Source organism: Geodermatophilus sp. URMC 61 (assembly GCF_052931555.1).
Map to the genome: position 1 here is coordinate 4082515 of NZ_JBRFHZ010000002.1, position 15978 is coordinate 4098492.

General features: G+C 75.4%; 10 protein-coding genes. 6 read left to right on the forward strand and 4 right to left on the reverse strand.

The features are described from left to right. Window positions 1-18: 18 nt before the first annotated feature. Window positions 19-1239: a formaldehyde dehydrogenase, glutathione-independent gene (gene fdhA, locus ACU610_RS19125; RefSeq protein ID WP_446769278.1), complete on the reverse strand. Its 1221-nt coding sequence runs from the start codon at window positions 1237-1239 to the stop codon at window positions 19-21. Between the two features lie 215 nt (window positions 1240-1454). On the opposite strand from fdhA, the gene yaaA reads away from it, so the two are divergent. The 3 genes from yaaA (at window position 1455) to ACU610_RS19140 (ending at window position 6472) form a co-directional block, all read left to right on the forward strand. Then, window positions 1455-2213: a peroxide stress protein YaaA gene (gene yaaA / locus ACU610_RS19130; RefSeq protein WP_446769279.1), complete on the forward strand. Its 759-nt coding sequence runs from the start codon at window positions 1455-1457 to the stop codon at window positions 2211-2213. A gap of 188 nt (window positions 2214-2401) precedes the next feature. Beyond that, a complete protein-coding gene (locus tag ACU610_RS19135; RefSeq protein ID WP_446769280.1) occupies window positions 2402-4972 on the forward strand; it encodes a SpoIIE family protein phosphatase in 2571 nt (856 codons plus the stop codon). A gap of 87 nt (window positions 4973-5059) precedes the next feature. Beyond that, window positions 5060-6472 (forward strand): amidase, encoded by a 1413-nt coding sequence (locus tag ACU610_RS19140; protein ID WP_446769281.1) that lies wholly within the window; start codon window positions 5060-5062, stop codon window positions 6470-6472. A gap of 115 nt (window positions 6473-6587) precedes the next feature. Here ACU610_RS19140 and ACU610_RS19145 read toward each other — a convergent pair whose 3' ends face one another. From ACU610_RS19145 to ACU610_RS19155, 3 genes are all read right to left on the reverse strand, one after another. Continuing rightward, window positions 6588-7244 carry a maleylpyruvate isomerase family mycothiol-dependent enzyme gene (locus ACU610_RS19145; RefSeq protein ID WP_446769282.1) on the reverse strand — a complete coding sequence of 219 codons (657 nt, stop codon included), beginning with the start codon at window positions 7242-7244 and terminating at the stop codon, window positions 6588-6590. 179 nt (window positions 7245-7423) lie between these two features. After that, entirely contained in the window at window positions 7424-12376 is a 4953-nt protein-coding gene (locus ACU610_RS19150; protein WP_446769283.1) for an NAD-glutamate dehydrogenase, read from the reverse strand. A gap of 198 nt (window positions 12377-12574) precedes the next feature. After that, the gene (locus ACU610_RS19155) at window positions 12575-12943 is read right to left on the reverse strand and encodes a phage holin family protein (RefSeq protein ID WP_446769284.1); all 369 of its coding nucleotides are present in this window, start codon (window positions 12941-12943) and stop codon (window positions 12575-12577) included. Between the two features lie 248 nt (window positions 12944-13191). Here ACU610_RS19155 and ACU610_RS19160 point away from each other — a divergent pair, with 248 nt between their 5' ends. The 3 genes from ACU610_RS19160 (at window position 13192) to ACU610_RS19170 (ending at window position 15934) form a co-directional block, all read left to right on the forward strand. Beyond that, window positions 13192-13590, forward strand: a complete 399-nt coding sequence (locus tag ACU610_RS19160; protein WP_446769285.1) for a thiol-disulfide oxidoreductase DCC family protein — start codon at window positions 13192-13194, stop codon at window positions 13588-13590. Window positions 13591-13653: 63 nt separating this feature from the next. Then, complete coding sequence (locus ACU610_RS19165) at window positions 13654-14625, forward strand: chemotaxis protein CheB (protein ID WP_446769286.1); 972 nt, start codon at window positions 13654-13656, stop codon at window positions 14623-14625. Window positions 14626-14731: 106 nt separating this feature from the next. After that, window positions 14732-15934, forward strand: coding sequence for an ATP-binding protein (locus ACU610_RS19170; RefSeq protein ID WP_446769287.1), 1203 nt, complete (start codon window positions 14732-14734; stop codon window positions 15932-15934). The last annotated feature ends 44 nt before the right edge of the window (window positions 15935-15978 follow it).

Here is a 15978-nt window from a genome sequence, read left to right on the forward strand (position 1 = left end):
ATGACGAGACGGGCTCCCTCACGCGGCGGGGATCAGGCCGTTCGGGTTGAGCACGTACTTCTTCGCCGCCCCCTGGTCGAACTCCTGGTAGCCCCGCGGCGCGTCCTCCAGCGAGATCACCTCGGCGTTCACCGCCTTCGCGATCTGCACCCGGTCGTACAGGATCGCCATCATCAGCTGGCGGTTGTAGCGCATGACCGGGCACTGGCCCGTGGTGAACGCGTGCGACTTCGCCCAGCCCAACCCGAGCCGGATGGACAGCGACCCGGTCTTCGCCGCCTCGTCGGCCGCACCCGGGTCACCGGTCACGTAGAGGCCCGGGATGCCGAGCGCGCCGCCGGCGCGGGTGATGTCCATCAGCGAGTTGAGCACGGTCGCCGGGGCCTCGGTCTGCGCGTCCTTGCCGTGGCCGCGGGCCTCGAAGCCGACGGCGTCGACGCCGCAGTCCACCTCGGGCTCCCCGAGGATCTGCTCGATCTGGTCCTTGGGGTCGCCCTTCGAGACGTCCACGGTCTCGCAGCCGAAGCTGCGGGCCTGGGCCAGCCGGTCGGCGTTGAGGTCGCCGACGATCACCACGGCGGCGCCGAGCAACTGCGCCGAGGCGGCCGCCGCGAGCCCCACCGGGCCTGCGCCGGCGATGTAGACCGTCGACCCGGTGCCCACCCCGGCGGTCACGCAGCCGTGGTAACCGGTCGGGAAGATGTCCGACAGCATCGTCAGGTCGCGGATCTTCTCCAGCGCCTGGTCGCGGTCCGGGAACTTCAGACAGTTGAAGTCCGCGTACGGGACCATCACGTACTCCGCCTGGCCGCCGGTCCACCCGCCCATGTCGACGTAGCCGTAGGCCGAGCCCGGGCGGTCGGGGTTGACCGTCAGGCAGATGCCGGTCTTGCCCTCCTTGCAGTTGCGACAGCGGCCGCAGGCGATGTTGAACGGCACGCTGACGATGTCGCCCTCGTTGAGGAACTCGACGTCGGGGCCCTTCTCGACGATCTCGCCGGTGATCTCGTGGCCGAGGACCAGCCCCTCGGGCGCCGTCGTCCGCCCGCGGACCATGTGCTGGTCGGAGCCGCAGATGTTGGTGGCGACGGTCCGCAGGATGACCCCGTGCGGGGTCTTGCGACCGACGTTCGACGGGTGCACGCCCGGGCCGGACTGCAACTCCAGCTTCGGGTAGTCCAGATCGTGGACCTCGACCTTGCCCGGCCCCATGTACATGACTGCCTTGTTGCCTGCCACGGACGCTCCTCCTCCTCGGCGCCGGCACGCCTCTGTGCCGGCCGGGTACCCGCCGCCCGGGCGCCCCGGTGGCCGGTCCCCTCTGTCCGTGACGGTCCTCCGGGGCTCGGAGGCGGCAGGGACCCGAGTGTGGTCCCCGCCACCCCGGGTGCGGTCCGGCGGAGCGCGGGACCAGGATCCGACACGCGGCCTGTGGACACGTAGCGTGGTCCGTCGTGCTCGTCCTGCTGCCGCCGTCGGAGACCAAGGCCCCCGGTGGGGACGGCGCCCCGCTCGACCTCGCCGCGCTGTCCTGGCCCGAGCTGACCGACGTCCGCGCCGGACTGGTGAAGGCGCTGGTCGAGCTCGCCGCCGACCGGCCGGCCGCGCGGGCGGCGCTGGGCCTGTCGGAGAGGCAGGACGACGAGGTGGCCCGCAACGCCGAGCTGCTCGGCGCCCCGACGATGCCGGCCCTGGAGCGCTACACGGGCGTCCTCTTCGACGCCCTCGACGTGCGCTCGCTGACCCGCGCCCAGCGCGCTCGGGCCGACCAGCGCCTGGCGGTGGGGTCGGCGTTGTTCGGGGCGGTCCGCGGCGCCGACCACGTCCCCGCCTACCGGCTCTCGGCCGGCTCGGCGCTGCCCGGCCTGCCGACACTGCGCACGCTCTGGCGACCGGCGCTGGGACCGGTGCTCGCCGCCGTCGACGAGCTGGTGGTCGACCTGCGCAGCGGCGCCTACGCCGCGCTGGCCCCGGTGCCCGGCGCGGTGACCCTCGAGGTGCTCAGCGAGCGCCCGGACGGCACGCGGGCGGTGGTCAGCCACTTCAACAAGGCGCACAAGGGCCGCGTCGCCCGGCTGCTCGCCACCACGACCGGCGAGCCGACGGACGTCGTCCGGCTGCGGGCGCTGCTGCGGCGCGCCGGGTTCCACGTGGAACACGCCGGGGGGACGGCGCTGACCCTCGTCGTCCCGGCGGAGCAGGCGACCCGCTGACCGGAGCACGGACGGTCGTCGGGAGCGTGATCTGCGTCCGGATCGTTGCACCCCACCGAGGGGCCATGACATAACTCTGGGGACGCGTGAGCCCGAAGAGCGTGGCTGCCGACGGCCTGGGGAGTCCCCGGCCGGGCGTCGACTGACGAGAGGAACCGGTGGAGGGATCCCCGCGGCAGCGCGGTGCCGTGCGCGCGTCCGACCTCGACTCGGCGGCGGAAGCGCTCCGCGGCGACCTCGCACGCGTCCGTGCCGCCCGTCGCCTCCGCATCGCGCAGGCCGGCTCGCCCGCCGTCGACCGGCTGGTCGAGCTCGCCGCGCGCCTGCTCGACGCGCAGGCCGGTCAGATCTCGCTGCTCCACGACGTCCAGTCGGTGGCCGGCGTCGCCGGGCTGCCGCCGGGCAGCGCCACCCGGGAGACCGGCCTCGCCGACACCCCGTGCACGCTGGCCGCGACCGACGCCGACGTCCTGGCGATCCCGGATACCCGGGCCGACGAGCGGGTCGCCCACCTGCCGCAGGTGACCGGCGGGCTGGTCGTCTCCTACCTCGGCGCCCCGCTGACCGACGGCGAGGGCCACGTCGTCGGGACGCTGTGCGTGTTCGACCCGGTGCCGCGGGAGTGGACCGGGACCGACGTCGCCACGCTGCGCCAGCTCGCCGCCTCGGTGGTGACCGAGCTGGAGTACGCGGCGCTGACCGGCGAGTACGAGCGTCAGCACCTGCGCTGGCGGCTGGCGATGGACGCCGGCCGCGTGGGCACCTTCGACTGGGACCTGCGCACCGGCGAGCTGGTGTGGGACGACCCGCTGATGGCGGTGTTCGGCTACACCCTCGCGGACTTCGACGGCACGATCACCGCCTTCAACCGGCGGCTGCACCCCGACGACCTGCCCCGCGTCAGTGAGGCGCTGCGCGCCTGCATCGACGGCTGCGGCGACTTCGAGGCGGAGTACCGGGTCGTGCGCCCGGACGGCGAGACCCGCTGGGTGCAGGCCCGCGGCCGCGCGCTGGCCGGCCCGGACGGCAGCGCCGTCCGGCTGCTCGGCGCCGCGTTCGACACCACCGAGGACCGCACCGGCGACGTCCGCGTCACCCGGGTGCTGGAGGCCATGCCGGCCGGCTTCTACTCGCTGGACCACGAGTGGCGCTTCGCGGCCGTCAACGCCGAGGCCGAGCGGTTGCTGGACCGCAGCCGCGAGGAGCTGCTCGGTGAGGTCATCTGGACGTCGTTCCCCGCGACGGTGAACAGCATCTTCGAGGAGAGCTACCGCAGCGCCGTCCGGACCGGGCAGCCGGTGCACTTCGACGCGTACTACCCCGCGCCGCTGGACGGCTGGTACGAGCTGCGCGCCTGGCCGACCCCCGAGGGCCTGTCGGTCTACTTCATCGAGGTCACCGAGCGGAAGCGCGCCGAGCGTTCCGCGCAGCGGCTGGCACTGCTCGCTCAGGTCAGCGCCGAGCTGGCCGGGGCCCTGGACGCACGCAGCGCCACCAGCCACCTCCCCCGGCTGGTCGTCCCGACGCTGGCCGAGTGGTGCATCGTCACCGTGGTCGACGCCGACGGCCGGGCCCGCGACGTCGGCTGGTGGCACGCCGACCCCGCCCGGCGCGCCCTCGTCGAGCGCTACGCCGCCGTCCGGCTGGACGCCATGCCGGCCACCTCCCCGGTCGCCCGCGCGCTGCTCGCGGGCGAAGCCGTGCGGGCCGGAGCCGCGGAGGTGCGGGAGCTGCTGCCCACGGGCGAGGCGCGGGACCTGCTCGCCGCCCTGGCGCCCGGGTCGGCGGTCTGCCTGCCGCTGCGCGGCCGCGGGCGGGTCCTGGGTGTGCTGACCCTGTACGCCGGCCCCGGCGAGTCCCTGACGCGGGACGACACGGCCACCGCCCAGGACGTCGCCGACCGCGCCGGCCTGGCCCTGGACAACGCCCGGCTCTACGCGCAGCAGCAGCAGCTGGCCGAGGGCCTGCAGCGCAGTCTGCTCACCGAGCCACCGGAGCCCGACCACGCGGAGATCGCCGTCCGCTACCTGCCGGCCGTCGAGGCGGCCCGGGTGGGCGGCGACTGGTACGACGCCTTCCTGCAGCCCAGTGGGGCGACGATGCTGGTGATCGGCGACGTCGTCGGCCACGACACCGCCGCGGCCGCGGCCATGGGGCAGCTGCGCGGGCTGCTGCGCGGCATCGCCACCTACAGCGACGCGCCGCCGGTCGAGGTGCTGCGCGGGCTCGACGCCTCGATGGCGGTGCTGCAGACCCACGTGCTGGCGACGGCTGCGGTGGCGCGCTTCGAGCAAACCGACGACGAGCGCCGGCGCGGCATCACCCGCATGCGCTGGGCGAACGCCGGGCACCTGCCGCCCCTGGTCATCAACCCCGACGGCAGCGTGGCGGAGCTGGCCGCCTGGAAGGGCGACCTGCTGCTGGGTGTGGACCCCGAGAGCGAGCGCCAGGAATCGGTGGTGACCCTCGACCGCGGGTCCACGGTGCTCCTGTTCACCGACGGCCTCGTCGAGCGGCGCGACGCCGACCTCGACGCCGGGATGGTGCGGTTGCGCGAGGCGCTCGTCGACATCGCCCACCTGCCGCTGCAGCAGCTGCTCGACGAGGTGGTCGAGCGGCTCGTCGACGGCCGTCCCGAGGACGACGTCGCGCTGGTCGCCGTCCGCCTGCACCGCCAGGACCGCCCGCGCCCGGTGGAGGCCGGCCCCAACGACGTCCCGGACGTCGTCCCGCCGGATCCTGCGAGTCAGACCCAGTAGGGGCCCGTGCGGGTTTCTCGTGCTGTGCGCGTCCTGCAGGACCCGCACAGCACGAGAAAGACCCGCAGTGCATGTCAGAGTTCTGCCGTGAGCACCGACGAGTTGTGCCTGCGTCCGGCGACCGAGCTGGCGGCACTGATCCGCTCCCGCCGGCTGTCCGCGCGTGAGCTGACCGACGCCTGCCTGGCGCGCATCGACGAGTTCGACGGCCGGGTCAACGCGGTCGTCACGCTGGACGCCGAGGGGGCCCGTGCCGCCGCCGACGCCGCCGACGCCGCGCTGGCCTCCGGCGAGGACGTCGGCCCGCTGCACGGGCTGCCGGTGGCGCACAAGGACACCCACGCCACCGGCGGCATGCGCACCACCTGGGGCTCCCCGCTCGCCGACACCGTGCCGGCGGACGACGAGCTGGTGGTCGCCCGGCTGCGCGCGGCCGGGACGGTGCGCATCGGCAAGACCAACGTGCCGGAGTTCGCGGCGGGCTCGCACACGTTCAACCCGCTGTTCGGCGTCACCCACAACCCGTACCGGCACGGGCTGTCGGCCGGCGGCTCGAGCGGGGGCGCGGCCGCGGCGCTGGCCGCGGGGTTCGCACCGGTCGCCGACGGCAGTGACTTCGGCGGGTCACTGCGCAACCCGGCGGCGTTCTGCAACGTCGTCGGGCTGCGGCCCACGCCGGGCCGGGTGCCGACCTGGCCGGCGGCGATGGGCTGGTCGCAGCTGTCGGTGCAGGGGCCCATGGGCCGGACCGTGGCCGACGTCGCGCTGGTGCTCTCGGCGATGGCCGGACCCGACCGCCGCGTGCCGATCTCCCTCGACGCCCCGGGCGCACCGTTCGCCGCACCGCTGCCCGAGCGCCTCGACGGGCTGCGGGTGGCCTGGGCCCCGGACCTGGGCGGGCGGGTGCGCGTGGACCCGGAGATCACCGCGGTGCTGTCGCGGAGCGTGGCGGTGTTCGAGGAGCTCGGCGCCACCGTGGAGGCCGACTGCCCCGACCTCTCGGGCGCCGACGACGTCTTCGGCACGCTGCGGGCCTGGGTGTTCGACGCGACCTTCAGCGACCTGGCCCGGCAGCACCCGGACCAGCTCAAGGAGTCGATCCGCTGGAACGCCGCCCTGGGCGCGAAGCTGACCGGTGCCGACGTCGCCCGCGCCGAGATCACCCACACGGCCCTCTACGAGCGCGTGGTCGGCTTCTTCGACCGCTACGACGTCCTGCTGGCGCCGACGACGCAGGTGCTGCCCTTCCCGGTGGAGCAGGAGTACCCGACCGAGATCGACGGGCAGCCGCTGGAGGACTACCTGGCCTGGATGCGCTCCTGCACGCTCATCACGCCGACCGGCTGCCCGGCGCTGTCGGTACCCGGCGGGTTCACCCCGGACGGCCTGCCCGTGGGCCTGCAGGTGATCGCCGCACCGCGGGCCGACCGGCGGGTCCTGGAGGTCGGGCACGCCTTCGAGCAGGCGACCCGCTTCGGGGAGCGCCGTCCGCCCCTCTGACGCCGTCTACGTCTCTCTAGCGGTGGAGGTAGACGAACCGAGATGCACCTCGACCGTCGCCGGCACGGCCGCTCCGCCCCGTTCGACCGGAGTCTGCGGTTGTCTCGGGCCGACGCTAGACAGCCGTAGACGGCGCTCGACCGGACGACGACGCCACCCGGGTCGCGAAGGTGGGCAGACCCGGGCCGTCGAGGTGCTCCAGGGCCACGGGGCGACCGGCCATGGCGAGCACCAGGTCGACGGTGCGGCCGCGGACCACCGGCCCCTCCCCCGCCGCGAAGGAGCCGTCCGCCGCTTCCAGCCGCAGGCCCGCCGAGCGCCGCCTCGACGGGACCGTGAAGTCGCGCGCCGCGTAGAACCGCGCCACCCGCTCGAGGGCGTCGGGGGCGTAGGCGTGGTGGATCCCGAGGGGACGGCGGACGTCCTCGCCGTGCACGACGACCTCCCCCAGCCAGGCGTCGACGTGCCGGCTCGGCGCCGTCCGGCTGTCGACGACATCGCGGAACCGCCGCAGCGTCTCGTCCGGAGCGCTGCCGAGCTGCTCACGCAGGCGCATGTCGACCATCCGGTCGACGTCGAAGCGGCACCGGGCGAGCCCGGCCAGCCACCGGACGGGACCCGAGCTCGCCCCCGCGGTCAGGTGGGCGACGACCTCCGCGACGTTGAGCCCCGCACACAGCGACGGTCTCCGCCAGGCGCCGACGCCGAGCCACTCCAGGTCCGCCACCAGGGCCGCCCGCTCGTCCGCGACCGCCCGCCATCCGTCCGTCACGTTGGTCCGACCCCGGTCGGCCCGCGTACTCATCGGTCCCGGTGAGTCCCGCCGTGGCCCCGTCCCGGGTCGGCCCCGTCCAGAGGCTCGCTGCCGGCCCCGTCCCGGACCCCCGCCCCGAGCCTGCGAGGGGTGGGGAGGACGGGGTCCTTCCACGGTGAGGAGGACGGCGTCCTCGCTCAGCCCCGGCGGCGCAGGCCGCGCAGGGTCCGGACGGCGACCAGCAGCTCGGCCAGCTCCTGCCGGTCCCCCGCGGTGATGTCGACGAGCTGGGCGGCCGCCCGCTGCTGCGTGCCGTCCCAGCCCGCGACCCAGCGCGCCACGAGCGCGCTGGCGTCCTCGGTGCCGGGCCCCCGCCCCGCGAGCACCTCGGCGGTGAGCGCGGCCTGCTCGGTGGTCAGGTCGTCGCGCAGCGAGGCGCGGGCCATCGCCGGCCAGCGGCGGTCGCGGGGCAGCGCGACGACCAGCTCGCGCAGGGGCACCAGTGCCAGCCGCTCGGCCACCTCCTGGTGGACCTGCCCGGCCAGCTCGATCGGGGCGCCGGTGCGCTCGGCGACGACCGCGAGGTCCAGCGCTGCGGGCAGCAGGGGTGCGGCGGCCACCTCCGCGGCCAGCGGCTCGGGCACCCCGGCCCGCCGCAGCCGGTCGGTCCGCTCGGTGAACGCGGCCGCCTCGGCACCCAGCAGCCACGACGGCAGCCCGGCACGGACCGCGGCCACCGGGGCGGCGAAGCGGCCGGTCAGGTCGCCCAGCGGGGCGGCCTCGGCCGCGGTCAGCTCCGGCAGCCGCAGCAGCCAGCGCGCCGCCCGCTCGGCCAGCCGGGTCGCCTCGGTGCGCAGCTCCACCTGGGTGGTCGCCTGCACCCGGTTGTCCAGCGGGCGGACGGCGTCCCACAACCGGTCCACCTCGAACACCGCTCGGGCGACCGCGTGCGCCCGCACCACCCCGGCCAGCGGGACCCCGGTCTCCTCGGACAGCCGGAACAGCCCGGTCACCCCGGCCACGTTGACCGCGCGGTTGATCAGCGCGGTCGCGATGATCTCCCGGCGCAGCGGGTGCCCGGAGACCGCCGCGGGGAAGCGGCGGCGCAGCTCGGCCGGGAAGTAGCCGACGAGCAGCTCCTCCAGCGCCGGGTCGTCGGGCAGGTCCGAGGCCACCACGGCGTCCCCGGTCTCGAGCTTGGCGTAGGCCAGCAGCACCGAGAGCTCCGGGCTGGTCAGCGCCCGCCCGTCCCGCCGCCGCTCGGCCAGCTGCCGGTCGTCGGGGAGGAACTCGACGCTGCGCACCAGCCGGCCGGAGCGCTCCAGCGCCCGCAGGAACCGGGCGTGCGCGTCGAGCAGGCTGCGCGCGGAGGTCACCTCGACGGCGAGGGTCGCGTTCTGCGCGTGGTTGTCGGTCAGGACGGCGGCGGCGACCTCGTCGGTCATCTCGCCGAGCAGCGCCGCGCGCCCCTCGGCGTCCAGCTCGCCGGCCTCCACCACCCGGTCCAGCGCGATCTTGATGTTGACCTCGTGGTCGGAGGTGTCCACGCCGGCGGAGTTGTCGATGGCGTCGGTGTTCACCCGGCCGCCGTGCAGCGCGTACTCCACCCGCCCGCGCTGGGTCAGGCCGAGGTTCCCGCCCTCCCCCACCACGCGCACCCGCAGGTCGCGACCGTCGACCCGGACGGCGTCGTTGGCCTTGTCCCCCACGTCCAGCGCGCTCTCGGTCGAGGCCTTGACGTAGGTGCCGATGCCGCCGTTGAACAGCAGGTCGACCGGCGCCAGCAGGACGGCGCGGATGAGCTCCACCGGGGACAGCGTGTCGACGTCGTCGGCCAGGCCGAGCGCGGTGCGCATCGGCTCGCTGACCGGCACCGCCTTCGCCGTCCGGGGCCACACGCCGCCGCCCGGGCTGATCAGCGCGGGGTCGTAGTCGGCCCACGAGGAGCGCGGCAGCTCGAACAGCCGCTTCCGTTCCACGAACGACGTGGCGGCGTCCGGCGTGGGGTCGACGAGGACGTGCCGGTGGTCGAAGGCGGCCACCAGCCGGATGTGCTCGGACAGCAGCATCCCGTTGCCGAAGACGTCGCCGGACATGTCCCCGACGCCGACCACGGTGAAGTCCTGGCTCTGCACGTCCAGGTCCAGCTCGCGGAAGTGCCGGGTCACCGACTCCCAGGCGCCGCGGGCGGTGATGCCCATGGCCTTGTGGTCGTAGCCGACCGAGCCGCCGGAGGCGAAGGCGTCACCCAGCCAGAAGCCGCGCTCCAGCGCCACCGCGTTGGCCAGGTCGGAGAAGGTCGCCGTCCCCTTGTCGGCGGCGACGACGAGGTAGGTGTCGTCGCCGTCGTGGCGGACCACCCGCTCCGGTGGGGCCACCTTGCCGGGGGCCACCCCGTCCGATTGGACCCAGTTGTCGGTGAGGGACAGCAGCGCGCCGATGAAGAGCCGGTAGCAGGCCTGCCCCTCGGCGAGCCACGCGTCCCGGCCCTCGCTCTCCGCCGGCGGCCTGCGGACGACGAAGCCGCCCTTGGCACCGGTCGGCACGATGACGGTGTTCTTCACCATCTGCGCCTTGACCAGGCCGAGCACCTCCGTGCGGAGGTCCTCGTGCCGGTCGGACCAGCGCAGCCCGCCGCGCGCGACGGCGCCGAAGCGCAGGTGCACACCCATCACCCGCGGCGAGCTCACCCACACCTCGCGCGCCGGCCGCGGCTCGGGCACGTCGGGGACCTCGGCCGGGTGCAGCTTCAGCGCCAGAGGACCGCCCGCGTAGTAGGTCGTCCGCTGGGTGGCCAGGACGGCGGCGAGCAGGGCGGTGAGCACCCGGTCGGCGTCCAGCGACTCCACGCGGCCGATCGCCTCGCGCAGCGACCGGACCAGCTCCTCCTGGCGCGCCGCCCGCCCGACGTCCCGGCCCGGAGAGAAGCGGGTCTCGAACAGCGCGACCAGCCGGGCGACGACGTCGGGGTGCGCGGCCAGCGTCGTCTCCACGTACCGCTGGCCGAAGGGCAGACCGGCCTGCCGGAGCCACTGCACGTACGCGCGGACGACGGTCACCTGCCGCCAGTTCAGCCCGGCCAGCAGCACCAGCGCGCCGAGGCCGTCGTCCTCGGCGTCGCCCCGCCACACCGCCGACAGCGCCTCGGTGAAGCGCTCGGGGAGCGAGCCGGGGAAGGGCAGGTCGCCGGCCGGCGCGGTCAGCCCGAAGTCGTAGATCCAGGCCAGCGGGGCGCCGATCCGGTCGATCTCGTAGGGCCGCTCGTCGACGACGTCGACGCCCAGGTGCTGCAGCATCGGCAGCACGTCGGAGAGCAGCAGCCGCCGGCCCACCCGGTAGACCGCCAGCCGCGGCTCGGCCTCCGACGCCCCCGCCGGACGCCGCAGCACCAGCCCGAGCTCGCCCTCGGCCAGCCCGTCGAGCCGCTCGAGGTCCTCGACGGCGGTCGTCGCCGGGAAGTCCTCCTGGTAGGCGGCGGGGAAGGCGTCGGCGACCCGGGCGAAGCGGCGCTCGGCGTCCGCGCCGTAGCGGGCGGCCAGCGCGTCGGCGAGCTCGTCGGTCCAGCTGCGGACGACGGCGGCCAGCGCGTCCTGCAACGCCGGCACGTCGACCTCGGGCAGCGTGGCCCGCCCGCCCCGCGCCACCGGCGGGCGGACGACGAAGTGCAGCCGGGCCAGCACCGACTCGGTGACCCGCGCGGAGTACTCGATCGACGAGCCGCCCAGCCGCTCGAGCAGCAGCTGCTGGACCGCCAGCCGGACCTCGGTCGTGTACCGGTCGCGGGGCAGGTAGACGATCGCCGACCAGAACCGGTCCCCCGGGTCCCGGCGGAGGAACAACCGGGTCTGCCGGCGCTCCTGCAGGTGCAGGACGGCGAGCGCCACCGGCAGCAGCTCGTCGGTGCCGACCTGGAACAGCTCGTCGCGGGGGTAGGTCTCCAGGACGTCGAGCAGCGCCTTGCCGGTGTGGCTGTCGGCCGGGACGCCGGAGCGCTCCACCACCTCGGCCGCCCGCCGGCGCACCAGCGGCACCTCGCGGACGGTGTGCGCGGCGGCCGCCGTCGGGAACAGCCCGACCAGCCGGTGCTGCCGGGCCGGGCTCCCGTCCGGGCCGGGGAGGGTGACCGTGACCAGGTCGAGCCAGGTGCGGCGGTGCACGGTGGAGCGGGCGTCGGCCTTGGTGACGGCGAGCAGCGTGGTGCCCGGGGCGGCCTCGGGGGCGGTGGCGATGTCGGCGTCCCCGCGCAGCACGCCCAGCCCGCTGCCGGCGACCGGGCGGGCCGTCGTCCGGCCCTCGTTCCGGACCAGGTCGACGTCCCGCGCGCCCAGGAAGACGAAGTTGCCGTCGGTGAGCCAGCGCAGCAGCGCGGCTGCCTCGGCGGGGTCGTCGGCCGGGTCGGCGGGGGTCTCCTGGGAGACGGTCGTCCGCTCCAGCCGGTCGGCGAGCTCGAGGGCGCGGGTCCGCATCCGGGCGGCGTCCTCGTGCACGGCCCGGACGTCGTCCAGCACGGTGCGCAGGCCGCTGACCAGGTCGCCGGTCGCCTCGTCGTCCAGCGGCCCGTCGAGGACGACGGCCATCCAGGACTCGGCGAGCGCGTCGGCGCCGCACTCCTGGGGGTCGGCGCTGTCGCAGAACGCGCGGATCCGGCCGGTCACGTCGCGGCGGACCACCAGCACCGGGTGGACGACGTGCTCGAGGCCGAAGCCCTGCCGCACCACCTCGGCGGTCACCGAGTCGACGAGGAAGGGCATGTCGTCGGTGACGACCAGCACCAGCGCGCGTGGCCCGGCGCCGTCGCGGGCGGGCAGCTCCTGGACGTCGACCGTGGCCGACCCCTGGGGACGCACCTCGGCCAGCCGCAGGTGCCGCAACGCGAGGGCGGCGAGGTCGGCCGGGTCCTGGTCGAGCACCTCCGCGGCCGGTTCGCTCCAGTAGTAGCGGCGCAGCAGGGCCGGGACGTCGTCCGCGCCGCAGCCGGCGGGCAGGCCCGGGGCTCCCTCCAGGGCCGCCCGGGCCGCCCGCTCCAGCAGGCGACGCTTCTCGCTCCGTTCCGCCTCGAGGGCGGCGAGGTCGGTCACGGCGGCGGGCGTGCCGTCGTCCGCTGGAGCCGGTACCGGGATCGCCGGGACCGCGCCGGTGGTGCGGGTCATGACACCGACGCTAGTTCAAGGACCACCCTTCCCCCACACCTCGCACGCTCGGCGTGGGCCCCTGAAGGGTGGCCGTTCCAGCACGTCACCACGCTCGTGGCGGGGCCCTGCAGGGGGCCGCCCGTCCTCCCCTACCCCTCGCAGGCTCGCGGCGAGCCTCTGGACGCGGCCGGTGGAGGCCCCCTGCAGGGCCGAAGCTCAGCGGCGCTCGGTGAGCTGGTCGGCGATCCAGCCGCCGATGGCCAGCAGCAGGCCACCGAGGACCGCGCTGCCGAAGCCGTCGACCTGCAGTCGGTCGGTGAGGGCGGCGGTGAGGCCGAGCAGCGCCGCGTTCACCACGAGCAGGAACAACCCGAGCGTGACCAGGACGAACGGGAACGACAGCAGCCGCAGGACCGGCCCGACGACCGCGTTGACCACCGCGAAGATCAGCGCGATCCACAGGTAGGTGCCGGGCTCGCCGAGCGGCCCGTTCGGGTTCGGGATCACCTCGATGCCGTTCACCAGGTAGGCGACGCCGTAGAAGACGGCGGCCATGAGGACGACCTTGACCAGGAACCTCAGCACCCGGCCCACGCTAGTGGCGGCACCTGCGAGGACCCTGCGTGTCGGCACCTCTACGCCCCTCTAGGCCCAGGACTAGAGACGGCCAGACGCGGCTCGACGCGCTCCCGTCCGCCGTGACCACGGGGTCGTCGTGACCACGGGGTCGTCGTGACCTCCCTCGGCGTGTCCTCGCGTGTCGCCCGGCACAACCCCGTGATCGACTCCAGAGGGCGGCGGACGATCGGGACACCGACGCGAGAGGGGACGCCGTGCAGCGACCGGCCCTGGTCTTCGACGGCGACTGCGGCTTCTGCACCCGCGCGGCGGCCGTCGCCCGGCGGGTGCTGCCCGCCGACTGCGCCGTCGTGCCGTGGCAGCGCGCCGACCTCCCCTCCGTCGGCACCACCGCGGAGCGCGCGCAGCAGGAGGTGCTGTGGGTGCCGCGCACGGGGGACGTCGTCGGCGGGGCGCGCGCGGTCGCCGCGGCCCTGCGCGCGGCCGGGCCCGGCTGGGCGGTGCTGGGCCGGCTGCTGCAGCTGCCCCTGGTACGGACGCTGGCCGCCCGGGTCTACCGGGTGGTGGCGGCCAACCGCATGCGGCTGCCCGGCGGGACGGCGGCCTGCGCCCTCCCGCCCCGTCCGGACGACGGGGGCCGCTCCGCCTCCTGACGCGTCGGTCCTCGCCCTCGCGGGTAACACCGGGCCGGAGCGCGACCGGGCGGAGGCGGGCCGGTGGTCGATCGGCTGGTGGTGGTGGGGGCGTCCGCGGGCGGCATCGCGCCGCTGCAGACGCTGGTCGCCGGCCTGCCCGCCGACCTCCCGGCGGCCGTGCTGGTCGTCGTGCACCTGCCGTCGACGGCCGACAGCCACCTGCCGGCCCTGCTGTCCCGCTGCGGCCCGCTGCCGGCCTCCCCCGCGTCCGACAGGCAGCGGCTGTCGCCGGGCACGATCCTCGTCGGCCCGCCCGACCACCACCTGACCGTCCGCAGTGAGCGGGTGCGGTTGACCCGCGGCCCGCGGGAGAACCGCCAGCGGCCGGCCGTCGACCCGCTGTTCCGCAGCGCCGCGGCCGCGTTCGGTCCCGGCGTCGTCGCCGTCGTCCTCTCCGGAGCCCTGGACGACGGCGCGGTGGGTGCGGCGGTCGTCGCGGCGCAGGACGGCGTCGTGGTGGTGCAGGACCCCGCGGAGGCGCGGGTCTCGGCGATGCCGCGGGCCACGCTGGCCGCCGTCCGGCGGGCGCGGAAGGTGGCCACCGCCGACCTCGCGGCCGTGGTCACCCAGCTGGTCCGGCCGTCCGCCGACGTCCCCGACGCGCCGCTCCAGCCCGACCCCCCGGAGAGGAGCCCCACGATGAACGGCGGACCGACCGCGGTCACCGACCGGGGCAGCCCTGCCGCGCTCGGCTGCCCGGAGTGCCAGGGCGGCATGTACGAGGCCGCCCCGGACAACACGGTCAGCTACACCTGCCACGTGGGGCACGCGTGGTCGGCCCGGACGCTGCTGGACGCGCAGCACCAGGCGGTCGAGGGTGCCATCTACAACGCCGCCTCCAAGCTGATGGAGGTCGCCACGGTGCACCGACGGCTGGCCGAGGTGGACGCCCAGGACCCCGGCAGCCGCGAGGAGCACCTGCGCGCGGCCGACCGGGCCGAGCAGCGCGCGCAGCGGATCCAGCAGCTGGCGGCCGAGGACCCGCAGCTGTGACCCGGCCGCACACCCCGTGTGACGGCACACGGACCGCACCGCGACACGATCGCGCTCTCTAGGCGCTTCTACGGGCGGGGCTAGAGGCGCGCATACGGTGCCCGACATGGACCCCGTGCGGAACCCGTACGCCCCCGGCGCCGGCCAACGTCCACCCGAGCTGGCCGGGCGGGACGACGAGCTGGCGGCCTTCGACGTCGTCCTGGAGCGGATCGCGCACGGCCGCCCGGAGCGCTCGCTGGTGTTGACGGGGCTGCGCGGGGTCGGGAAGACGGTGCTGCTCAACCAGCTGCGCTCGGCGGCGATCGGCCGCGGCTGGGGCACCGGGAAGATCGAGGCGCGACCGGACCAGTCGCTGCGTCGGCCGGTCTCCTCCGCGCTGCACATGGCCCTGCGCGAGCTGCGCCACCCCGACCAGGAGTCCATGGACGCCGTCCTCGGCGTGCTCAAGGCCTTCGCGCTGCGGCAGACGGCGGAGTCATCGCCCCACCCACCCCGGCTCCGCGACCGATGGCAGCCGGGCATCGACGTCCCGGCGTCCAGCGGGCGGGCCGACTCCGGCGACATGGAGATCGACCTGGTCGAGCTGCTCAGCGACGCCGCGGGGCTGGCCGCCGACGTCGGCAAGGGCGTGGCGCTCTTCATCGACGAGATGCAGGACGTGCAGAGCGACGACGTCTCGGCGATCTGCGCGGCCTGTCACGAGCTCTCGCAGCAGGGCGCGCCGCTGATCGTCGTCGGCGCGGGGCTGCCGCACCTGCCGGCGGTGCTCTCGGCGTCCAAGAGCTACTCGGAGCGGCTCTTCCGCTACCTGCGCATCGACCGGCTGGACCGTCCCGCCGCCGACCGGGCGCTGCTCGCGCCGGCCGAGCGGGAGGAGGTCACCTTCGAGCCGGAGGCGCTCGACGCGCTGTACGCGGCCGCCGACGGCTACCCGTACTTCGTGCAGGCCTACGGCAAGGTCACCTGGGACGTCGCCGCCGCCTCCCCCATCACCGCCGCGGACGTCGCCATGGCCGCACCCGTCGCCGAGGCCGAGCTCGCGGTGGGCTTCTTCGGCTCCCGGTACGACCGCGCCACCCCCGCCGAACGGGAGTACATGCACGCGATGGCCGAGCTGGGCGGACCGGCCGGGGCGGCCGTGTCCACCTCGGAGGTCGCGGTGTCGCTGGGCCGCAAGCCGGCGTCCCTCTCCCCCGCGCGGGACTCGCTCATCAAGAAGGGGCTGGTCTTCTCCGCCGAGCGCGGTCAGATCGCCTTCACCGTGCCGCACTTCGGCCGCTACCTGCTCAGCCACCCCGCCGAGTGAGGACCCCGTCCTGCTCACCCCTCGCAGGCTGGGCGGGAGGACCC